This is a genomic window from Pseudomonas sp. PWP3-1b2 (assembly GCF_049896045.1).
GTDB lineage: Bacteria > Pseudomonadota > Gammaproteobacteria > Pseudomonadales > Pseudomonadaceae > Aquipseudomonas > Aquipseudomonas antarctica_B.
Genome location: NZ_JAFCTN010000006.1, coordinates 31675 through 54280 on the forward strand (window position 1 = coordinate 31675; position 22606 = coordinate 54280).

At 55.5% G+C, this 22606-nt stretch carries 19 protein-coding genes; 18 read left to right on the top strand and 1 reads right to left on the bottom strand.

All coding sequences use genetic code 11. From position 1 onward, the window contains the following. Positions 1 to 51: 51 nt before the first annotated feature. The 10 genes from ACP7A2_RS05795 to ACP7A2_RS05840 all read left to right on the top strand — a co-directional run bounded on the left by ACP7A2_RS05795 (position 52) and on the right by ACP7A2_RS05840 (position 16436). A complete protein-coding gene (locus ACP7A2_RS05795) occupies positions 52 to 306 on the top strand; it encodes a hypothetical protein (RefSeq protein ID WP_426133453.1) in 255 nt (84 codons plus the stop codon). Positions 307 to 569: 263 nt separating this feature from the next. Beyond that, positions 570 to 797: a hypothetical protein gene (locus ACP7A2_RS05800; protein ID WP_426133454.1), complete on the top strand. Its 228-nt coding sequence runs from the start codon at positions 570 to 572 to the stop codon at positions 795 to 797. A gap of 1406 nt (positions 798 to 2203) precedes the next feature. After that, a complete protein-coding gene (locus ACP7A2_RS05805) occupies positions 2204 to 11242 on the top strand; it encodes a filamentous hemagglutinin N-terminal domain-containing protein (protein ID WP_426133455.1) in 9039 nt (3012 codons plus the stop codon). Position 11243: 1 nt separating this feature from the next. Further along, positions 11244 to 11726 (top strand): SMI1/KNR4 family protein, encoded by a 483-nt coding sequence (locus ACP7A2_RS05810; RefSeq protein WP_426133456.1) that lies wholly within the window; start codon positions 11244 to 11246, stop codon positions 11724 to 11726. Between the two features lie 532 nt (positions 11727 to 12258). Continuing rightward, the gene (locus ACP7A2_RS05815) at positions 12259 to 12723 is read left to right on the top strand and encodes a hypothetical protein (RefSeq protein WP_426133457.1); all 465 of its coding nucleotides are present in this window, start codon (positions 12259 to 12261) and stop codon (positions 12721 to 12723) included. A 114-nt stretch (positions 12724 to 12837) separates the two neighbouring features. Next, the gene (locus ACP7A2_RS05820; protein WP_426133458.1) at positions 12838 to 13719 is read left to right on the top strand and encodes a tetratricopeptide repeat protein; all 882 of its coding nucleotides are present in this window, start codon (positions 12838 to 12840) and stop codon (positions 13717 to 13719) included. 216 nt (positions 13720 to 13935) lie between these two features. After that, the gene (locus tag ACP7A2_RS05825; RefSeq protein WP_375068566.1) at positions 13936 to 14340 is read left to right on the top strand and encodes a hypothetical protein; all 405 of its coding nucleotides are present in this window, start codon (positions 13936 to 13938) and stop codon (positions 14338 to 14340) included. A gap of 78 nt (positions 14341 to 14418) precedes the next feature. Then, complete coding sequence (locus tag ACP7A2_RS05830) at positions 14419 to 14670, top strand: hypothetical protein (RefSeq protein WP_426133459.1); 252 nt, start codon at positions 14419 to 14421, stop codon at positions 14668 to 14670. 83 nt (positions 14671 to 14753) lie between these two features. Next, positions 14754 to 15128 (top strand): hypothetical protein, encoded by a 375-nt coding sequence (locus ACP7A2_RS05835; RefSeq protein ID WP_426133460.1) that lies wholly within the window; start codon positions 14754 to 14756, stop codon positions 15126 to 15128. A gap of 612 nt (positions 15129 to 15740) precedes the next feature. Further along, positions 15741 to 16436: a hypothetical protein gene (locus ACP7A2_RS05840; RefSeq protein ID WP_426133461.1), complete on the top strand. Its 696-nt coding sequence runs from the start codon at positions 15741 to 15743 to the stop codon at positions 16434 to 16436. Positions 16437 to 16548: 112 nt separating this feature from the next. Here the strand turns inward: ACP7A2_RS05840 and ACP7A2_RS05845 are convergent, their stop codons facing one another. Then, positions 16549 to 16806, bottom strand: coding sequence for a hypothetical protein (locus tag ACP7A2_RS05845; RefSeq protein ID WP_177006290.1), 258 nt, complete (start codon positions 16804 to 16806; stop codon positions 16549 to 16551). A 391-nt stretch (positions 16807 to 17197) separates the two neighbouring features. On the opposite strand from ACP7A2_RS05845, the gene ACP7A2_RS05850 reads away from it, so the two are divergent. From ACP7A2_RS05850 to ACP7A2_RS05885, 8 genes are all read left to right on the top strand, one after another. Next, the gene (locus tag ACP7A2_RS05850) at positions 17198 to 17683 is read left to right on the top strand and encodes a hypothetical protein (RefSeq protein ID WP_426133462.1); all 486 of its coding nucleotides are present in this window, start codon (positions 17198 to 17200) and stop codon (positions 17681 to 17683) included. Between the two features lie 242 nt (positions 17684 to 17925). Then, complete coding sequence (locus ACP7A2_RS05855) at positions 17926 to 18462, top strand: zinc ribbon domain-containing protein (RefSeq protein WP_426133463.1); 537 nt, start codon at positions 17926 to 17928, stop codon at positions 18460 to 18462. 76 nt (positions 18463 to 18538) lie between these two features. Further along, positions 18539 to 19681 carry an RDD family protein gene (locus tag ACP7A2_RS05860; RefSeq protein ID WP_426133464.1) on the top strand — a complete coding sequence of 381 codons (1143 nt, stop codon included), beginning with the start codon at positions 18539 to 18541 and terminating at the stop codon, positions 19679 to 19681. A gap of 1 nt (position 19682) precedes the next feature. Next, positions 19683 to 20378, top strand: coding sequence for a hypothetical protein (locus ACP7A2_RS05865; protein WP_375068559.1), 696 nt, complete (start codon positions 19683 to 19685; stop codon positions 20376 to 20378). A 39-nt stretch (positions 20379 to 20417) separates the two neighbouring features. After that, positions 20418 to 20834, top strand: coding sequence for a hypothetical protein (locus ACP7A2_RS05870; protein WP_426133465.1), 417 nt, complete (start codon positions 20418 to 20420; stop codon positions 20832 to 20834). Positions 20835 to 20898: 64 nt separating this feature from the next. Next, positions 20899 to 21351, top strand: coding sequence for a hypothetical protein (locus ACP7A2_RS05875; protein ID WP_426133466.1), 453 nt, complete (start codon positions 20899 to 20901; stop codon positions 21349 to 21351). Continuing rightward, positions 21338 to 21730, top strand: coding sequence for an SMI1/KNR4 family protein (locus ACP7A2_RS05880; protein ID WP_426133467.1), 393 nt, complete (start codon positions 21338 to 21340; stop codon positions 21728 to 21730). The genes ACP7A2_RS05875 and ACP7A2_RS05880 overlap by 14 nt, the downstream gene beginning before the upstream one ends. A 53-nt stretch (positions 21731 to 21783) precedes the next feature. After that, on the top strand, positions 21784 to 22527 hold the full coding sequence (locus ACP7A2_RS05885; RefSeq protein ID WP_426133468.1) for a hypothetical protein: 744 nt from the start codon (positions 21784 to 21786) through the stop codon (positions 22525 to 22527). Positions 22528 to 22606 lie beyond the last annotated feature (79 nt).

Genomic DNA, 22606 nt, shown 5'->3' on the forward strand with positions numbered 1-22606 from the left:
GTTATGAATCGATATGAGGGGAAGCCCTTTCTCCGGCTACTGGAGTGCTACGTGCTTTCAGCCATCGATGAGCTGACAGAGGAGCAGCGCGCGGCGTTAAGTGCGCTGGCGCCCAAGTTGCACGAGTTGTATGGGAAGCAAGGCAATTGGAGTGATATCGTCGCCTCTCAGATGGATTTCCCGGAATCCCTGGTGGAGAAAATAAAAGAAGTGTGGCGCGTGAGTTCGGAAAAATTCGCGCAGGCTGGCGTACAAATAGACGCAGAAGATTTTGCTAGAAATTTCGTGGATACAAATTTTCCTTGATGACTATAAAAATAGAAAATTAGTAAGTAATCGAAATCAAACACTGAAAAATCCCCGATTTTTCTTATATAAAATCAAGAAGTTGGAATTATCGAAGAGGCTTGCATGAGGCGGCAACCTGGTTTGCACCACACAAAACGGAGATACCGAACCCATGCAGGCTATTCGATTTTTACACAGAGCGCTCGCTCAAGCACTCCCCTCAATCCATTCTCGCCGCCTGACAATCCTGATGAGGGTTCTGGCTGACTCAAGGATACGGATTGAGTGGCGCTTATTTGGGCAGTGTAATCAAGGGCGAGGAGGCGAAGTATTCGTTGCTGGGCTCTGTGCTAGGCACTGCAATAGGCTATAAATCCGGAAGTGTGATCACGGGGCAGTTGAAACTATTAATAGGAAATACGGCGAGCGAAACCTCAGGTGTGGCGACAGGTTCTGTATTGTCTGAAATTGTCAGTGGTGGTGTATCTAATATGGGAAGTAATAAGTGAAGCCAAAAACGGTAGGTTGGTACCTATTGGGTACGCTAGTTGTGTATTTTTTTCTGGTATTTTTTGTGGTGGGTATTGTCGGCAATTTACTCGTGGCGACGATTGCATATTTCAAACTGGGTCATTGGGCGCTTGAGGCTAGCGTTATCAATGCCTCTCTGAAAATCGGTGCTTACTGCGGGGTTCCAGTAGGTGCGGGTATTTGGGTGTTGTCATGGCTGAAAAGTCGTAAAGACAGAAAAAGGCACTAGTATTTTTGTTAATGATGGGGAAAAGGGGATGAAAGGAAAAGGGGGCGGATTTATTTGATTTTCAGGAGAAATAGGGGGGCAGACCCCGGTTTTCTGCGTTTTGGGCGATCAGAAGTGTACTTTATCGCAAAGGCGAACTTCTAAAGAGGGAGAGTGGTAAGTCCGACGAATTGCGTCCTAGCTGTATTAACTTTGCCGCTGAGCACGAACAGTGAGGGACAGGGTGACAGACCGGTGAATTCTATTGCTTCGATATTGTAGCAAAGAGGTTAGTGCCAGCATCGCTCGTGCAGTCCTTAGTTGAAGATGTAGTGGCAGGCGTTTTTCTCTCGTTTGATAACGACTTTTGCCTTTCATTTTTATACTTAGGTGATGAGCTTTTTGTCTATGATGGGATTCCAGAGGAAATAGTGATCAGTGAGGGAGTAAGCCCTATCTTTATGAATTAGTGATGCAAAAGTTGCAGGAGAAATACAGCCTCTCATAACTTAGACCACCTCAGGATCAAGACCAGGTCAGCCTTGGCCAACCGGTGGATGATCGCTTCCGAGCACATAGGTGCGACCTACCTCAATACCGACAAGTGGGATCCAATTCACAAAAACGTCGCGAACTTTACTGCTTTTCCCGGTACTAACGTTTCTCGGAGAGCGCTTGATGGCTAAGTAGTGGCAAATTTAAGCGCTCCGGTGAAGCGCTCTTAAGATAGGTGCCGCTTGTCGGAATAATGCTTCCAGTGTTGAGTTGGCTGTCTATCTGATGGTTTTTTGTTTTTATAAATCAATAGGTTGGGCTGAGTTTGATTGGGCTGTGCGGCTGGTTCAGTTCGTTGGGCTAGCGCAAGTTCGATGTTAATTTGCTGGCCTTGGTTTTCGACGGATCGAACATGTTTTTGTTATTGCCACGGCCCCGGTATTTTCTACTCGCTGATTCAGACCACGATGCTATGGCGTTCGCAACGCCGGGCGCGCAGGTTAACCGCAAACACTCCGTCATCCTCAGCCACCTGAATCCGTTCACGGCGTGTGGCGCTTCGTTCAAATTATCCAGCCTGGCCATCAGCCAGCGCTGTGATGAGCGAGCGCGAAGCGCCGATCTACTTCCGCATGGATTTCTTCCTGTAATTCAACGCCCCGCAGCACCGAGAATCTGAATATGGATATTCGCCACTTTGCCTTTCTGGCACGCCAACCTTCTGCTGCGCTGAAGCCGCGGGACTCGTTCTTCGGCCTGCCCAAGCGCGGGCTGGTGCTGATCCTGGTTAACGCGCTGTTCTGGCAGCCGCTGCTGGCCCAAGCCGACGGGATTGCAGTGAGCGCGCCGGGGACTACCGTCGGCCAGGCCGGCAATGGCGTGCCGGTGGTGAACATCGCCACGCCCAATGGCAGCGGCCTCTCGCACAACCAATTCAAGGACTATAACGTCGGCCCCAACGGCGTAATCCTCAACAACGCCACCGGTGCGGTCACCAACACCCAACTGGGCGGCTACATCGTCGGCAACCCCAACCTCAAGGGCGGCGCCGCCAGTGTCATTCTCAACGAAGTCAACGGCGGCAGCCCGAGCCAGTTGCGCGGTTATACCGAAGTGGCGGGCCAGTCGGCCAAGGTCATCGTTGCCAACCCGTACGGCGTCACGTGCAGCGGTTGCGGGTTTATCAACACCCCCAACGTGACCCTCACCACCGGCAAGCCGGTGCTCGACGCCAGTGGCCAGTTGCAGCGCTACCAGGTTGACGGCGGCGCGGTGACTATCGATGGCGAAGGCTTGAACGCGAGCAACGTCGACCGTTTCGAAATCATCACCCGCTCGGCCAAGATCAACGCACAGATCAACGCCCGCGAACTCGCGGTGATCGCCGGTCGCAACGACGTCGACGCCAACACCCTCACCGCCACCCCGCGCGCCGACGACGGCAGCGCCAAGCCGGAGCTGGCGATTGACTCGTCGGCCCTGGGCGGCATGTATGCAGGCGCGATCAAACTGGTGGGCACCGAGGCTGGGGTGGGCGTAAAGCTCGACGGCACGCTGGCGGCCAGTGGTGGGGATATTCAGCTCGATGCCAATGGCCACTTGAGCATGGCGCAGGCGGCGGCCACCGGTAACGTCAGGGTGAATGCGCAAAGCGTCAACCTGACGGACAAGGTTTACGCCACCGGCAACGTAAACGTCACCAGCGCCCAAGCCCTGGTCAACCAGAAGAGCGTGGCCGCCGGCCAACGCATTGAACTCAACGCGGCCAGCGTGACCAACGCTGGCATCATCGAAGCCGGCGTGGCAGCGGACAACAGCCGCAACGCCACCGGCGACCTGGTGGTGAATGCGCAAACCGTCAACACCAGCGGCAACCTGCTGGCCAGCCGCGCGTTGGCAATCACCGCCGCGCAGGCGCTGACCAATCAGGGCAGCATCATCCAGGGCAAAACCGTCAGCATCAGCACGGCCAACCTGAGCAACCAGGGCGCCACCGCGCGAATCTTCGGCGAGCAAAACCTGGCGATCAGCGCACCGGCCATCGCCAACCTTGGCGGCTTGATTCGCTTCGGTGAAGGCCAGGCCGCGACGCTCGACACGGCCTCCCTGGATAACCGCCAGGGCCGCATTGAAATGGCCGGCGGCAGCCTGGTGCTCAGCAGCGCCGCCCTGAACAACACTGGCGGGCAAATCGTCGCCAACGATCTGACGGTCAACGCGGCCAGCCTCAACAACCAGAACGGCGTGCTGGTCGCCGGTGCGCTGACGGTGAACGCCAGCGACCTCGACAACAGCCAAAAGGGCCTGATCCAGGCCGATAACGGCGCGCTGAACCTCTCCGTCGCCAATGCGTTCAACAACAGCCAGGGTTTCGCCCAGGCCAGCACCGACCTTAACCTCAACGCCGGCAGCCTCAGCAGCAACGCCAACGGCGTGCTGAGCGCCAACACCGGCAAATTGACCCTCGTTACCGCCCAACAGCTCAACAACGCTCAGGGCCGCTTGCAGGCCGGGCAGGGCAATGTGGCGCTGCACGCCGCCAACCTGAACAACCAGAGCGGCGTGATCGTCGGCAAGCAATTGCTGCTCGACGCCAGCGGCGGTGACATCGACAACCGCGCCGGGCGCGTGCTGGGTGATCAGCTCGACGTGCGTGCATTAAACCTCGACAACCGTGACGCGGGCCTGCTGGCCGGCGGCGCGCAGGGTGTGAGCCTGCTGCTCAAGGGGCCGGGCCAATTGCTCAATGCCCAAGGCCGCATTCAAAGTGAGGGCCTCCTGCAACTGCAAGGTGAGCGCCTGGACAACAGTGCGGGCATCCTGCTCGGCAACTCGGTCGACGTGACCGCGCAAACCTTCATCAACAGCAACAAGGGCGCGCTGGTCAGCGATGGCGGCGACATCACGTTCAACGTCAGCGACCTGCTGACCAACGCGGGCGGCACCCTTGATGCCGGCGAGCGCAGCATTCTGGTCAAGGCCCTCACCACCCTCGACAACGGCGGCGGCACCCTGCGCGGCAAGCGTCTGGACATCACCGCGCAGCACCTGAACAACGACGCCGGCCAACTGCTGGCCGGTAACCAGGGCCTGAGCTTCAGCGGCCAGGACGTGGCCAACCGCAAAGGCATCATCCTCAGCGGCGGCGGGCTTACCGAGCTGACGACCGGCAGCCTGAATAACCTGGGCGGTACCGTGCAGGGCGATAGCCTGACCGTCACTGCCGGCACGGTAGACAACAGCAGTGGGGGCTTGATGGCGAGCCTGCTGGGCAACCTGCAATTGACCGTCGAAGCCCTGAGCAACCGTGGCGGCAAACTGTTCGGCAAAGAGCAGGTCACCGTCAACGGCGCTGCACTGGACAACGGCGCGGGCGGCCAGATCAGCGGCAACCAGATCAGCCTCACATCCCGCGACACGCTGGCCAACCGCGGCGGCCTGATCGAGGCCAATCAAGGCCTGACCCTCAGCGGCGGCAACCTCGACAACAGCGACGGCGGGCAACTGCGTGCGCTGGCCGGCGCCAGCAGCAGCCTCACCCTCAGCGGTGCGATCAACAACCAGAACGGCGCCCTCGAATTCGGTAGCACCGCTTTGAGCCTCGATGCCGCCAGCCTGAACAACCAGTCCGGGCAATTGCAGCACGCAGGTTCCGGCCTGTTCCGCCTCAACACCGCCAGCCTCAGCGGCAGCCAGGGCAGCATCAATGGCACGGGCAGCGCCGACTGGGCGTTCGGCAACGTCGATGGCCTGGGCCGTGTGCAACTCAACGAAGTCCTGACCTACAAAAGTGCCCAAGGCCTGACCCTCAAGGCGGGCGACCGCATGGCCAGCGCCAAGGGCCTGGTCCTCGACGTGGCCAGCCTGAACAACGGCGGCGAACTGCTCAGCGACGGCGACTTGAGCATCACCACCCCTGGCGACATCACCAACAGCGGCCGCGTGTCGGCCCTGCAAACCCTGACGGTGGCGGCGAACAACCTCAGCCAGAACGGCGGTCGCCTCGCAGGCGTCAACATCCAGATCAAGCTGGGCGGCACCCTGGATAACCTCGGTTTCCTCACCGCGCGTCAGCAGTTGGACATCGCAGCGGCGCAGATCAATAACCGGGGCACCCTCGGTGCTCAAGGTGCGGTGAACCTGACGGCCGTCAACGGCATCAACAACGCGGCCGACACGCTGTTGTTCAGCGGCGGCGACATGACGTTGCGCGGTAATGGCTTCAGCAACCTGTATGGCGACGTTTACAGCAAGGGCAACTTGAGTTTTGCAGCGGTGGATGGCGGCAAGGCGGTGCTGTTCAGCAACCGCTCCGGCACCGTGGAAAGCGAAGGCTCCATCGGCATCAATGCAGGCTTCATCGAAAACGCCAAAGACGCATTCGAACTCGGGCAGACGCTGACCACCGGCAGCCTGAGTTGGATCTGTCACCAGCACTGCGGCGAGAGAGACAACTGGGAGCGTGGTGATATCACCATCTACGAGACGTACCTGGAGGCTGCGACCAAGGATTCGGCAGCGGCGCGCCTGGTGGCTGGCAAAAACATGCTGGTGCAAGGCGACAATGTGCAGAACCGCTACAGCCTGATGGCCGCCAATGGCGACCTGAGTATCACCGCCGGTGACCTGCTGAACCAGGGCGCCGCGACGCGCACGGGGCAGCGCACGATTGTCGTCAGCACGCCAGGTCACGTTTCCGACGATTTGTTTGAAAGCATGCAATATGTCGACGTTCCAGCGTTCAATGCGGCCACGGCGGCCGGGCATTTCGATAAGGCACGCTTCGAAGAACTGAAAAACCGTTCACCCGACAGCGAACCGTTCCGGCACTTAAGCGACGTCACCACCTGGACCGACAACGGCGGCCCCGGCTATGCCGCCACCATGCAAGCGGGCGGCACCGTTAACCTCAACGTCGCGCGCACCCTGCAAAACGGCACGCTGCACAACAACACCCTGGCCCAGTTGACCGGCACCCTGGGCGACGACCAGACCGGCATCCCCGTCGGCGGCATCAACATCAACCTGAGCAAACACGCCAACGACCCGAGCGCCCAAGCCGCCGGCAGCGTGTTGCCGGTTGCCAGCGTCGCCCCCGGCGGCGGCTTCGTACCCGTGGACTACACCGGCACGCCGTTCGCGCCGGTCGACCCCACCACCGCGCCGAACTTCCAGTTGCCCAAGGGCGAGTACGGCCTGTTCGTCAAAAATCCCGACCCGACCAGCCACTACCTGATCGAGACCAACCCGGAATTTGCCACCACCACCGGCTTCTTCAGCTCCGACTACATGCTCGGCAAACTCGGGTTCACCGATGACAGCGCCTGGCGCCGCCTGGGCGATGGCCAATACGAGAGCCGCCTGATCCGCGACGCCGTGCTCGCGCAAACCGGCCAACGCTTCCTGGCCGGCGGCCTGTACAGCGACGCCGACCAATTCCGCTACCTGATGGACAACGCCCTCGCCAGCAAAGACGCCCTGCGCCTGAGCCTCGGCGTAACGCTCACCAGCCAGCAAGTCGGCGCCCTGACCCACGACATCGTGTGGATGGAAAACCGCGTGGTCGACGGCCAGACCGTCCTCGTGCCCGTGCTCTACCTGGCCCAGGCCGAATCACGCAACGTACGCGGCAACAGCCTGATCCAGGGCCGCGACCTCAACTTGGTCACCGGCGGCGATCTGATCAACGTCGGCACCCTGCGCGCCAGCAACAACCTCTCCGCCGTCAGCAGCGGCAGCATTTACACCGGCGGCCTGATGGAAGCTGGCAACAACCTGAGCCTGCTGGCCCAGGACAGCATCCGCAACGCCATGGCCGGCGAAATTCGCGGCAACCAAGTCAGCCTGGCTGCGCTCAAAGGCGACATCACCAACGACAACACCGCGATCCAGGTACGTGACGGCGCCGGCATGCGCACCCTCACCGACACCAGCGCCAGCACCATCGTCGCCCGCGAAAACCTCGCCATCGACGCCGGCCGCGACCTCACCAACCGAGGCGCACTCACCGCTGGCAAAGACGCCAACCTGACCGCCGGCCGCGACCTCAACCTCATCGCCGCCAGCGACACCCGCATCAAGCACGAGACCCGCGACGGCGGCGAAAAATCCAGCATCACCACCGACGTCAAAAACCTCGCCGCCAGCGTCACGGCGGGCGGCAACCTCAACATGAAGGCCGGGCAGGATGTAAACATCATCGGCAGCACGGCCACGGCCGGCAAAGACCTGACCGTTGAGGCTGGGCGCGACTTCAACGTGGCGTCGGTCAGCGACATGCACAACGTCGAGGGCAAGGAAAAACACGGCAAGAAACGCATCAAGACCTCGGACGACCAGACTACCCAAGTGGCGAGCGTGTTGACGGCGGGTGGGGATTTTGTGAGCCAGGCTGGGCGTGATACGACGATTGTGGCGAGCAAGATCAGTGCGGGGAATGAGGCTTATCTGTATAGCGGGGATAAGTTGAACCTGCTGGCTGCGCAGGACAGCACCTACACCCTCTACGACATGAAAAAGAAGGGCGGCTGGGGCGCGAAGGAGACCAAGCGCGATGAGGTTACTCGCGTTACCAACGTTGGCACTGAGATCAAGACGGGGGGTGACTTATCGCTTGTCAGTGGCGGCGACCAGTTGTATCAGCGCGCCAAGCTCGACAGCGGTAATGACCTGACGATTGCCAGCGGCGGCGCGGTGACGTTTGAAGCGGTTAAAGACCTGCATCAGGAGAGTCACGAGAAGAGTAAGAGCGACCTGGCTTGGACGAGCGCCAAGGGTAAAGGTAATACCGACGAGACGTTGCGCCAGAGTGAGCTGAAGGCGCAGGGCGAATTGGCGATCAAGGCCGTTGATGGGCTGAAGATCGATATCAAGCATATCGATCAGAACACGGTTAGCCAGACGATTGATGTGATGGTCAAGGCAGATCCTCAGTTGGCTTGGTTGAAAGAAGCTGAGAAGCGTGGGGATGTGGATTGGCGGCATGTGAAAGAGTTGCATGACTCCTTTAAATACAGCCACTCCAGTCTTGGTCAAGGTGCAATGCTGGCAATTATTATTGTTGTCACTGTGCTTACGGCGGGAGCGGCCAGTGCGCTTGCGGCCTCGGCAGGCAGCGCTGTGGGTGCCGGCTCCACCATGGCAGCCGCTACCACCGCTACCGCTGCGACATCGACCACCGCAGCAGTGGCAGGAACTGCGGCTGGGTTGGGCAACGTCATTGCGACGGCCTCATTGACGTCGCTTGCCAGTACCGGCGTCGTTAGCACCATAAACAATAAAGGCAACCTGGGGGCAGCATTCAAGGAAACGTTCAGCAGCGACAGCATGAAACAATCGCTGATCGCGGGTGCTTCCGCAGGCTTTGTGAATTACGCCAGTGGCAATTGGTTCGGCGCGCAGAGCGACCCCGTAACTAACAAAGTAACCGGCCCAAGCGTTGTGCCCCATTGGAACGACCCGGCAGCAATTGGTCGTTTTGGAACGATCCAATTAGCCGGCGGTGCCGTGCGCGGAACGCTTTCTGAAGCCCTTGGACAAGGCAGCTTCAAGGACGCCATGAAGGGCAGTCTTTTTGATGTACTGCAGGCGACCGCTTTCACAGGCGTTGGTGATTTTGGCAATGCCTACAAACTCCAGGACAGTGGTCTGAGCAAAACGGCACTGCACGCCGTAGTAGGCGGGTTGCTTTCTGAAGCTATGGGCGGCGACTTTAAGACGGGGGCGATTGCTGCGGGCGCCAATGAGGCGCTCATCGTGACGTTGGATAAGTCATCTCTGCTCAGTAGTAGTGATCCAGCAGAGCATGATCGACTGGTCAATGCGGCATCCAAGCTGGTGGGGTTACTCGCTGCGGCGAGTGTTGATGGCGATGTCGCCATGGGTTCGGAAATCGCCGGGAATGCACAGTCTTACAACCGGAAGTTGCACGTCCAGGAAGAGAAGAGACTGGCCGAAGAGGCCAAGAGTCTAGATGCCACGAGGAAAAGCCGATCTGGCTTTGAGTGGGATGCTCTCCTGACATTTGTAGCGGGGGGCGAAGTCGATCAGAAAACCAACAATGAGCTACAAGGCATTCTCGCCGGTTACAGCCCCACAAACCCTGAGGGGCAAGCTCTGGGTGACGACCTGAGTGTTGCGCGGGGAGTGATCACTAAGCTGCAAAACGAGAAAGTTCTTCTGACCTGGGCAGATGGTAGCCCGATTGTCGCGAACGGGGATCAGGTCGTTGCGTTCAAGTCTACAGACAAGCAGTACACAGACTCGCGGCTGTTCAATCCTTCGAGTAACACCACCTACAACAATGAACCCGGTGGTATGGGGGTTGTGCCTGATGCGTGGGCCGAGCAATACGGAGAGGGTACGGCTATCAGGAAGCTCCCTGAGATCGCCGCGCTCAGTTCTGACGCTGCGTCCCAGGCAGAGCAAATAGACCGGCTTCGGGTTTTGGTGGGCGGTGGCATCAATTCAAATATTGATCTCAAGCTACTTGCTGAGCTCATGCCTATCGGTGGAGTGGGTAAGGGAACACTTTTAAACGCGATTAAAGAGTTGGCTGCACGGGATGTATTGGCGGTCAAGGGTACGGAGGTTATTGCAGGGAAGGCGGCGGAAACGGTTGCTGGTAAAGGTCTCGAGTCTGTTGCAGGTAAAGGCATAGATGCCGCGGCCGGAAAGGGGACTGAGCAGTTTGCCAACCAAGCTCAGGCGAAATTAGCTGGCTATAGCCCATGCTGTTTTGCTGCAGGGACGATGGTCGCCACCCCCGATGGTGAGCGAGCCATTGATGCGCTCAAGGTGGGCGATATCGTCTGGACCAAGTCTGAAATGGGAGGTGAGCCATTCGCCTCCAAGGTTTCCGCTACCCACATTCGAACAGACCAGCCGATTTATCAGCTGACGCTGGTGAAAAACGGCGCCGCAGGCGAAGGTACAACAGAGACCTTGCAAGTCACTCCGGGCCATCCATTCTACGTCCCTGCGCGCAAAGGCTTTGTACCACTGATAGAGCTCAAACCGGGCGATCAGCTGCAATCGTTGGGGGATGGTGCGACGCAAGATGCTTCGATCTCCGTGGTGTCGATAAAGCTGCTGCAGCCGCAGGGAAGGACATACAACCTGACGGTGGATATAGGACATACGTTTTATGTCGGTAAGCTAAGCACTTGGGTGCATAACACGGGGCCTTGTTATACCTGTAATGCAGGGAGTTGTTCGATCCAAGGTAATCTCGGCGATGTGCCTTATGACTCCCGAAATATACGGGAGGAATTGGGTGATAAATATGGTGCCGATAATGTGTTATCTACGACTGTTCCGCCGTCGGGGATGCCTAATGTGAAACTGGCGGGAATGCATAAGGATATTGTGCTGCCAGATGGTTCAAATGCACGCGTAGTCTTTGATAACAAAGGCTTCCCTATATTTGATGATATTACGAAATTCGACACACATATAAATATCAGCGAATTTCGGGCTGCGAGTTACGAGGGGCAGTTAAGGATGGCCACCCGTGACTTGCGAACGCAGATAGATAGTGGCGCCGTTCCAAGTTCCGCATTCACGGACGTACAGCTAAAAGCAATTCGCGGTGGTCAGGATAAGATCCCTGGGTATACTTGGCATCACCATCAGGATACCGGTAGGATGCAACTGGTTCCCGAGGTTTTCCATAATGGTGCGCGCCACGTCGGGTGGGAATCGATGAGCAAGGGGCAATAAAATGATCGCAGGCGTTAGTTTTGATTCGTATTATGGTCAAGGTAATGCTGCTGAAATAGCAGCTTTTGAAGCATTGGCAGGTGTGGTTTTTCCTGAAAAATACAAAGAGGTTTCAATAGGGTTTAATGGCGCGTTTATTTTGAACAAGCCCGTTTTTAAGTTTTATAATCGTCTCCTCGGAGAAGATGTCACGAGCAGCGCCGGTATGTTTTTGCCTTTCGGTGAAATCGAGGGCTCATTTGAAACAATGGAGATGAAATATCAACATCCGCCCGAGGATTTTGTTCAAGGTTTAATTATTTTTTCGGTGTTAGGAAATGGAGATGCGCTCTGTTTTGATTATCGTGAGAATCGTCAGTCTGAAGATCCAGGCGTAGTGATGTGGCATCATGAAGCATCTCCCGGTAGCGATGCCGAATTATCTTTTGTTGCATCTTCTTTTTCAGCATTTTTAGATATGCTTTTTGAGCGCCCTCCCGAATAATCAAAAAAATTGTAAGTGGCTGATCGTTAAAGGAGATAGGGGTCAGATCACGTTTTTGCGTTTTTGGGAGCTCAGCAGAGTTGCTCTTTAAATTAAGTAGGGGTAGACGACGATTTTAATTAAATTACTAATAATAGTCTGCCCCCCAATGTTTTTAACCACTATTTGTTCGTGCCTGGCCGCCACAATGAAAGGGCCAATAGGGTAAGGCGACGGCTTTCTAATCAGAGTGAAACGAAAAGGGCGGATTTATTTAATCTTCCGAAACGTTGTGTCGATTAAATAAACCTTTCCCCTTTTTTAAAGTTTATTCGACCCATGTTTGGCCATTCAGCAGCGGTACAAAAATCATGGCAGCAGAAAGGGAAGTTCAGCAATGAAGTATTGTAGCGTATATCGGAAATATTTTTACCTGGTCATCCTGTACACTCTCGCGCTACTAACAGGCTGCGCAGGAATTCCCTACGAAAGGCCCGAGGACCAGATTTCCATCCAGAGGGATCTTTCCGTAAAGCCTGAGGATATCGTCACGATGAGTCAGGTGGCGTGGTGCACCTATCCTTTTAGTGACATGAAACCGTGTCGTCCACAGAACGCACTTGCGGTACAGACACGCACAAAGCTGATACTTGCCAGTTATAGCAGTCAGCATTACAAACCCGACTTAACGGTAGCGGCCAGTGACGTCATGTGCGCTCACCTCTACGAGTCCAGAGATACATCACCGAATTTCTATTTATTCACCAAAGATTATGCTCTACAGATTTGGACATACGATGTGCGCAATAATCCGGACATGAAGAAAAAGAAGCTCATGCTTGACGTTATGGTACCGCAAGGAAAAAAAGCTTATGTCGGCCCAGAGGGCAACTTTGTGGAAGCTACCGGGCGAACCAGTGAGGCAATTTATGTTACGAAGTTTCCTGCTCTTGTGGTTACTACAAATACAGAAATCATGCAGATGATCAATCCATGTGGTCGGGAGCTTAAAAAATGAGAGGGAAAGTGGACGAATTTATTTAATTTAAGTGTTTTTTGATTTAAATAAATATGTCCCTTTTTTGTCGTTATCTGTGATCTGCCACCTTTTTTGATACTACGGACTCATCATATGAATAAGGCAATTTTTGTACTGGCACTCACAGGCCTCCTCGCGGGTTGTCAAACCGTCAAGCCGCAAAGCTCCTTTGAACAGAGCCTGGCCAATGTTCGATGCATGCTGTCTGAAGGCGAGAAAAGCCTCACAGCAAACGATGTTCAATTCATTCGTAACGCCAGCGACGACGGCAACGTGCGCTGTAAGGCCGCGCTCGGTGCTTTGTATGAATTCGGTCGCGGCGGCTTACCACAGGATTTTGCCAAGGCCCAAGCGCTCTATGAGTCCGTTGCGGTCGTGGATGGCCTCGGTTACGAGAGATTGGCACGCATGGCCGAAGAGGGCCGTGGGCAAGCGCGCAATGATGTGGAGGCGCGGCGGCTTTACCAGTCGGCGCTGACCAAGAGTGACAGTGATAAAAGCAAACTCGCGTTGGCCAAATTGATGGAGGAGGGCCGTGGTGGCCCACCGGATTTGTTTGGGGCAATGATGTATTACGTGGAGGCCAGCCAGCATGCCGGCGATGTCGCGTGGAAGGGCATCCAGCGGATTCGCGCTCAAGGGTTGGTGCTGACGCCTGAACAGACACAGCGCTACAACGACGTTTGGAGTGACACCAGCCGCAAGAGTCTCAATCGTACGGCGATGGACATCGAGATTGCCTTGAACAAGCAAATCAAACGCGGCAGCGTCAGCAAACCGGTGACGCTGCAAGTGCAAGGTAAGCCGGGTTCGAATGTACCGCTAATCGCTTTGGTCGAAAGCTCGGGCAACGCTGAGGTAGACCAGGCTGTAGTCACCGCATTCGGTAAATACCGCATTCCTGCCGAACCCATATTGCAGGCAGGCCAGGATTCCTGGTCGTCCGAGCGGTCCGTCAAAGTCGGTTTGAATTGAAGCGCTGGAGCCTCAGGCCATAGGCCGTTCGGGCGGAAAAATAGGGGGCACAAATCGGGCGGCACAGAGGCCGCCCGTTTTCACTCAGGATGGATCGGCATTGAGCCTGCGACTGATGACATCCAGCAAATCACACCCATCGCGCAGCGGAATGGCCAGCAAATGGGCGAAGTCTTGAAGCGCTACAACAGTCTATGTTCCGTGACGGTGGTAAGTATGAAGCTCGAAGCCGAAAATAGTCCTGTAAAAGTTGGTGTTAATCAGGCGCAGATTATAAAGGCGCTAAAGAAATTAAAAAGCTACGGTCCTAGCTCACTGGCATGCATTACTGACGATGATGGTAACTATGTGCAAGTTGCTGGAGGCAGATTTACTTGTTTTATTGAAAAATATGACGCGAAAAGTAAAAGGCTGTTTAGAGGCTATCATTCAAATTCCAGCACGAACTTTGAAGATGGAACCCTGCTGTCGTTTAGCGCGGGCCGTGTTCCATTAAAAAAAGATGAGTGGTTTAATATTGATGATGTGATTGAGGTTTTTTCACTGTTTAATCAGAATCAGGCATTACCAGAAAGTATTTATTGGCGCGAGATAAAGGTTTTGGATCAGAGCGGCAGTTGAGCACGTGGGGCAAAAGGAGTTTCAGGTTCGAATCTGACGAGAGACGAATTGATCTCGGGTTTGCCTGGAAAAACTAAGATGACGCCAGGAAATGTGGTTGATATCCGTAAGTTGCCAGATGGCCGAACCGTCTGGTTGGAAAAGGGTACTGATGCCGCCGGTTTGGAAGGAGGCGGGGTCAGACCACAAACTAATACGACGACAGAGATTAGTGATCTAACCCATATTGTCCTCTATTTTCGCTCACCTGTTTTCTCAGGGCTGCAAAAAGCGTATGGTGATATTGGGCGCCCTGAGTTTTTCAATTTGATATGGCGTTTAATTAAATAATAAGTGTGCTTACTATGTCGGACAAGCAAATATATGAGTTGACTGTGAATGACCTCGCTCGTTCCGGTGTATGGTTTTTTCCGATGGACGATTCCGTCGAAGACGAGCTGACTGTACGCCCGCTCGCCGGAAAAGAAAACTCATCAGATTTTCAGATTATTGTGAGTACTGATTTTTTTGGAGCGAGTGGTACTGTTTATGCTGGCTATTTATACTGGAATTCTAATGCCGCAGTTGAGTATGTACAGCCAGTGGTTTTGTCGGAGAAGGGAGAGGCCGTGAGCTTTTGGAACGGTATGATAAAACCCTCTTGGGAGTGTTCAAAATTTTCAAAAGTGGTTAGAGCTGACTTACCTATTTCATATGTTTCTAAGGCCCTGTTCGGGCTTCCTTTAATACGCGGAAGACTTGAGGGCATTTATTATCTGGTCGAAGGTCAGGTTTGCTGCTGTAGTTGAAATTTAAGTATTGCGACGTCAATTCTTGCCGAGGGGGAATATTTTTGAGGTGATATTGTTTTCCCTGCGCCGTTGCACTTGTTAAAATAATAAATACGAGAAAATGGAGTTGGGTCACGATTAATGTAACGCGACAGTAGTGTTTTGATCCCCGTGCTGCGGCGTGTTCACTCTCAAGAACAAGGCTGAAAATTGTTAAGCAATGTGGAGGCAGCTGAATGAGCTACGAATTGCCGACAGAGATAAAAAGAAAAATGATAATGGGCTAGTTGAGTACCATCTGAATGTTGCTCCTGGCTGGGATGGTTTTGACTTACTTATTAATTATTTGAAGAAGTGTTGGGGGCGACACCTGTTCAAATTGATGATGGTATTTACTCGCGAAGATGGGTGCTAAAAAGCGGTGAGGTTATGATCAGTGTCTATCATGATAGTCAAGTTGGAAATTACTTGATGGTTGAAAGCGGCGAGAATGAAGATAATATTCTCGAGAAAATTGCGTCTGACTTGCTTGAAAGGTTTTGTTAGAGTAATGAGAAATGGGCGGCAGATCACGGTTTTGCCCTATTTTCATTTTTATTTAAGTATGACTAGTCAGGGTTATGGATGAGTATGAAAAAATTTATCGCTCTTTTTTGCTCTGTATTTCTGCTGTACGGCTGTGTCACCAAAGACCTGAGCAGTGAAAGCCGCCAACAAATTAAAACCATCACCATCGAGCCTGCCTTGTTCTCGGAGCAGCAGTTCAAGTACACGAGCATGGACCAAGCCTGGGGCGCCGGGTTAGGCGCAGGCGCCGGTGCTGCAGCGGGTATGGCGTCGGGCGCATCCAAAGGAGCGACCAGCGCGATGATTGGAGCTGGTTCGGTGGCGGGTGCCAAGGTTGCCGACGGTGGGCCGTTGAGTCCTCGTCAGGCCATTCTGCTGAATTTGAAGCGTCATCAAATAGAGCCGGCGCAATTGTTCAAGCAGCAAATGGAGACTCGGATCACCGCTGAGCGGTTGTTCAAGATTGCACCAGAAGGCACGGCGGCGGATGCACATATGGAGTTTGTCGTTTCGGAGTGGGGATTTGCATTGAAAAACTTCAGTACGGAGCTTTTTCCCACGTTGGGCATTGTCGCGACCCTGAAGCGGGGTGACGTGACTGTGTGGAGAAATTTCGAAACCATCTCGGCCTTCAGTGACGGCAATACCCAGGCATACACCCCAGAACAATATGCGTCAGACCCTGAAGCGTTGCGTGGTGCGCTGCAGCATGTTTTCCAGTTGATGACAGAAAAGCTGATGACGGATTTGAAGCAGTAGAAAAGCTGAAACGAGGCGGCAATTTTATTAGGTCGAACCCCGTGACTGAATGAGTTTGCTCTTTAACTGTTCATTCACAAATCGGGCGGCACTCAGGCCGCCCGGCTTTTACTCAGGATGGATCGGCATTGAGCCTGCGACTGATGACGTCCAGCAAATCACACCCATCGCGCAGCGGAATAGCCAGCAAATGGGCGAAGTCTTGAAGCACTACGGCATCGCTGCTGAGCTGTTCGCGGAAGGCCAGATTTTCCAGCAGTTGTGTGACGGCGCGAATGCGGAACACGGCGGCGTCGTGGAGGACGTCGAGGGGCGCCTGGGTGTCGATGAGGAGAGCGGGGACGGTGCAGTCGTGGCCCGTGAGGGGCATGTATTGATTCATTTTCAGTACTCTGTTGGTGGATTAAGCCACCACTCATTCGTCGCCAAACGAATGGGTGGCAGCTGTACGCAGGTTGGCGAACCGGCAACAGAGTAAACCGGCAGACCCGAAGGTCTCCCGCGCACAGCCGCCATAACATGCACAGCTTTGCGGGTGCAAAAACACCTGCATGGAAGCGGATTGCTTTTGCACTCTGTTGTCAGGTCGCCAAACCTGAATCGCCATTTGGGCGACGGGCCGGACTATAAGCCCCCACCCAAAGCCACGCAAGACATCACCTTGCTGGCGCGCAACGGCCCATGTCTTCGTCGCCCTCGCCGACACAGAAATAGCCCGTAAACAGTGGGTTTTGTTTTTCATGCGGCTAAAGGACTGGCCTATGAGTGGCACGCGTTATCCCGCAGTAAAGGTATTCTTCGCATTCCTGCTATGCCCGTTGTTTGCCGGGTTGGCAGCTGTCCCTTTTATGCTGCTCAAAATGCTGATCGAGGTTTTTACTAACCCGAGGCTGATTGGAGAAGTGAGGGGGCTGGAGGTCTTTTCGCTGTTTTTCAGTATTCCGATCCTGGCGCAAATCATCTTTTTCATACCAGCCCTGGTACTGGCGCTCGTTATTACCTTTCTGAAAGTCCGTGGCTCCAGGTCGGCATACCTGAAGATTTCACTGGCAAGCGCTGTGGTCGCGGGGTTGTGGACGGTATGGGTTTTTTTCGCCGTGATCAGTAACCTGGATACTTATCGGATGGTTGAAACCCTAATGCCCGGCCTGCTGGGCTTTCTGTTTGGCGGCGTTTCGATGGGGCTTGCCGCGTTTTGGTTTTTGCCTAAAGCACCGGTTGAATGTGTTGAGCCTGCCAATACATAAAGACGAGCGAATGCCCAGAGTGCGCAACCTTGCCGATGGCTATGGCGACGATAAGTCCGGTAAGGTTGAGCGCAAAACAAGGCGGCATGTGATTTCATACCCCCAGATTTTTGGAGCGTATAAAAAAGTAGATAGCGCTCGAAAAGGGGGCAGATTTATTCAATTGAACTTGCTTTGTCCTTTCCTCTTTTTCACTACGCGTTCAACGAGCGCCCCCTCAACTATCAAAACAAGGAAGTTCAATGGGCATCCCGCTCCCCCTTTGGCTCATTCTCACAGCAGTCACCGCTTACGTTGCTAGCACTCGCGGGCGCTCAGGGCCCAGGTGGTTTGCAATTGCGCTCTTCCTTCCCGGTGTCGCCCTGGTTGCCGTGTTGTTAATGCCCCGGCTTGCAAAGACCGGTATTGACGCCTTGGTGCATCCGGACCTGCGACCTTGTCCCGCCTGCAATCAACCCATCCAGGCGGCGGCCTCTCGCTGTAAGCACTGCGGTGATGAAGTGGAGCCGATTGCCCTGAGAGATCGCAGCGGTTGGGTCGCACGCATGACTGCCGATACGGATGAGGAATTTGAACGGATGGCGGTACAGATGGCGCTCATCGATATACCCACAGTGCTTGATGAGCCACCACACCTTTACGCGGGGCCGTTTGAGGAAAAAGCCGAGGCGCAAAACGTTCTCAAGTTCCTGAAGTCCGAACACGACTTGGATGGGCTGGTGACGTGGCGGTCAGTGACCCGAGAACCGGATGGAAAACGGCGTCAGACCACCATTTAATACAAATACAGATATCAGTAGTCTGACCCCGATTTACCGTTTGACTGACACGCGACGCATGCTGGAGTTACACCGTATGGACACGAATCCCCCCGCGACACGGCCGACGATACTGGCCAGTGTCAGCCGCCGCCTGATGGCCCGAGTCATCGATTCTGCAATCACAGTCCTGATATTTTTCGTCGTCAAGTTCAGCGCCGATGGCCTTTCTGCATTCTTCCCGGCCGTCACTGCCATGGGCGGCTTCCTTTGCGCTTTTCTCGCGGGCTTTGCCTATCTCTTGCTCGCCGACGTACTGCCCAACGGCCAAAGCCTGGGCAAACGCCTGTTGAGTATCGCCACCGTGGACCGCAAGACCCGCACAGGTTGCAGCGTGTCCCAGTCGTTTACCCGTAATGCCGGGGTGCTGGTGGTCATCGATTGGGTGTGGATCTTCATGGAGTCCAGAACCCGACTGGGGGATATGTTCGCCAAGACCATCGTCATTCAGACCGGCAACCTGACAGAGGTGCGCAGCCTTGCCGATATTTACGACGACGGAACGTCCAGCGCTGCTCGGAGCGATAAGGGGCGTGTGGACGACAGGATTAATGACTTGCTGCATTTCGTTCCCACGCATGCTGATTATGCGGTGGATGCTACCGACCTGGACCGGGTGGATATTCCCGACAGTCGAATAGCCGGCGTTACGGAGTTGCTCAGGTCTCATCCCGATGACGACATCAGGCTGTTGGCCGCACGTTTGCTCACCAGCTGGGGCATGCCGGAAGGGCTGAGTTATACGGTCTATATCGTTGACCATTTCCAGGCCTTCGAAGGGTTTAACTCGCATCGGCTGCACGGGCACGATGAGACGTTCAAGTTTGTGCTGAGGTCGTTGGTTAGTTACTTTTGCAAGCTGGCAGATCAGGGTGAGGGCGAAAAAGCGCGGGCTGAACTCTATGAGCCGATTGTAAAAATCATCCAGCTGTCGAATGAGCGGCCTTTTGAAATCGTCGATATGTTTAGTCTGGTCAGCCGCAACCAATTCAAGGAATTCATTCCTGCGTTGCGAGAGCACCTGTTGGCGATTGCTGCAAATCCGGAGCTTCATCGCTGGAAAATTTATGATGTTCTGGAGCTTTTATTAACTGTGGATGCTGAGTTCGCTTCTGGATTTTTGAAGAGCGCGGGCAAATCCCATAACGATTTCAACTTGAATAAAACATTAAAGGACTGATGTGAAAAATCTCCTCCTGATCCTCCTCTCCACGCTCATCCTCGGCGGCTGCGTCAGCCAGCCTCTCACCCCCGAGCACCGCGCCCAGGTCAAGACCGTAAAAGTGCTGCCCGTGAAGTGGGAATCACAAAAAATGGTCTACATGGGCCGCGAACAGGCCTGGGGCGCGGCGGTCGGCGCCGGGCTCGGCGCGGGTGTCGGCATGGCGGCCGGGGCGTCCAAGGTCGGCACGGCGGCATTGTCGGGCGCAGGTTTTGCGGCGGGCATGACGGCCGGCCAATTGGCCGAGTTGCCGACGCCCACGGCGATTTTGGCGTTGATAAATGCCGAGCAGATTGATGTGGGCGTGTTGCTCAAACAGAATTTTATCGACGCCTTGGGCAAGACCTCGTCACTCAAGGTGGTGGGCGACGATGAGCCCGCCGATGCGCAGATTCAGCTGACGGTCGCGGAGTGGGGCTTTCGCCTGACCCAGGGCTTCAGCAGTGTGGTGTACCCCACGCTCACCGTGGTGGCGCGGATGGACCGTGGCAGCGAGATGCTCTGGCAAACGGTCGAGACGATCACGGCGTTCAATGGTCAGAACGTCTACGGTTACACGCCTGAGACGTATCGCACCGACCCGCAGGCATTGCGCCGTGCGCTCACGGGGATTACGCAGATTTCCAGCGGGTATCTGGTGAAGGAGCTCAAGTAGTGAGGCCTTTTCGACTTTCCCTTGAGGCGGGAGGCCCAGATGTTGCGTTTTAAGGAAGTCGGATGTCGGGCGGCACAGGGCTTATGCCTGCTGCTGATGTTTGCCAGTGCACTGGTTTCGATGATGTTGTGGGGCAATCTCACGACCGTCACGGCCTCTGTTTTTGGGTGGGCGGCGGGTGTATTTCTGTGGAGTGCCATCGCGCTGCTGTTTGCGTTTGTCTTCGAGCGTTCGCGTACCCCGCGCGTAACGGTGCGTCACATGGCGACTCGGCTCGGCGTGGTGTTGGTGCTGGCTGCGGGCGTGGCATACCTGGCAGATTGGGTGTGGTTCGCGCCGGAGCGCGATGCCATCGATGCGCAGTTGAGGGGCCCGTCGTGTGGCCAATACACCGGCACTGTCGAAAAAGGCTGGGAGCTGATTTGCGCCGAGCGGCGTCGGCGTGAGCCTAACTGAAGCCGTCAGCGGAGCCTGGCAACGCTCGCTGACTCAGAACTGACAATGTGTTGTTGAGGTACGCATGGAAACAGTCGACGAGACACCCCAAGCCTTGCTGGCGCGCCGGATGGCCGAATTTGAACGGTTCAGATTCGAGCGCCTGCCGGTATTGCATGAGTTCTGTGAGGCCCTTGGTTTCGAGCAACCTCATGAGGTGTTGAATACGCCCGAAAAGTTCTTGGCCCGGCTGGACAGCGGTTTCCAGAACACCGTGATCAGCGATGAAGACAGGGTCTGGTTCATTACACGGATTGGCTACTATATCGGTGAGTATCTGGCGGTGGTTTACCGCGGCTATTGGTTAGTCGACGAGGACCCGGCGTCACCCGCATTTGCCAGGTATGTCGTGGGTGGCTTTTCGTTTGAAGGCGTTGTGGCGCCAACGGTAGACCCTTTCAACGTGGCCCAGCGCTACGCAGACACTCCCGCACCACGGTTTCTTGCCGAGGAGATGAAGAAAATTGCCGCCCTATAACGTTACCAAAGGCCGCTTGAATACCCCGGCCGACGCCGCATTTGTCGACAGCCTTACTGCCAATCTGGGGGTCGCGCTGCCGCAGAGCTACCTCGATTTCCTGAAGCATCACAATGGCGGCGAAGGTTTTATTGGCGAAGAATATTTCATCTTCTGGCAGGCGCAGGAGCTGTTGGATTTCAATCGCGATTATCAGGTTGAAACCTATGCGCCTGGCATTTTTCTGTTTGGCGCAGATGGCGCAGGCGAGGGGTATGGCTTCGACATTGAGGAGGCGGCAATGCCAATTGTGCGCGTCCCGTTTATCGGGATGGAGCGTCAATATGCCGAGCCGGTGGCGCAGAGTCTGACCGAGCTATTCGCGCGGTCAGCCTCTTGAGCATGCCCGCCGCACTCGCCGCACTCGCCGCGTGCGCCGACGGGAGCATCCCTGTGCCCATCTGCACCCTGGAAGCTCCCGCTTACTGGTACGTCTACCCACCGGCACTGATCCCGGTGTGGAGCGACGGCGGCGGCCCTACCTACATCGGTTATTGGAAGCACTGGTTCGTGGAACGCGAGCCTTGTTTTGTCGAGATGTATGTCGAGGGAGGGTGCGCAGTCCGGGAGATCGCCAGAACCCCCGCGCAGTTGTTTGCCGTGATCGCCATGCGTGCAATGAGCCTTGACGATGGCGTAACGCCGGAGCTTGAGCAGTTCGCCAGCGCAGTGGGCCTTGATTGCCTGGCGGAGCTGGACGCAGTGTCGCTGGAGGTGGGCGATGACTTGGCAGCGTTTGCCGCTGCTGAAGTGTTCAAAACGCAGACGCCGCTTGAAAGCATGCCGAGCAGTGCCTTGCCGTATACAGGGGGGTTCCCCGACGCCTCGAACCCCGTGCCGGGGTGGTGGCAACGCAGTTGTTCCTTTGAGATCGCTTTGCAGGCTATGCCCGCGCCGCCGGGTGTTGAGCTGCCGGCCTGGTTTGATTCGCAGCAAGACAAGAAACCGCTGTTTGAACGGTTCCTGGCGCAGGGGCGGCTTGATTGTGCCTGGCTGACGTTGAACTCCACGGGCTGGTCGATTGCGCACGCCCGCCGAGCGATTGTCCAGCTGCAAGACCGGGCCTGTGACGAGGCGTTTAATCGCATGGCGGCGGCGTGGCTCGCAGTGGCTGATATCCGCGCGGGCGGGTATTGATTCAAACCGCAACGCACCTTGAACATTTTGTGTATCCCAGTGTCTTTAACCCGCCTACCCGCAAGCGGTAGCCCTGCAT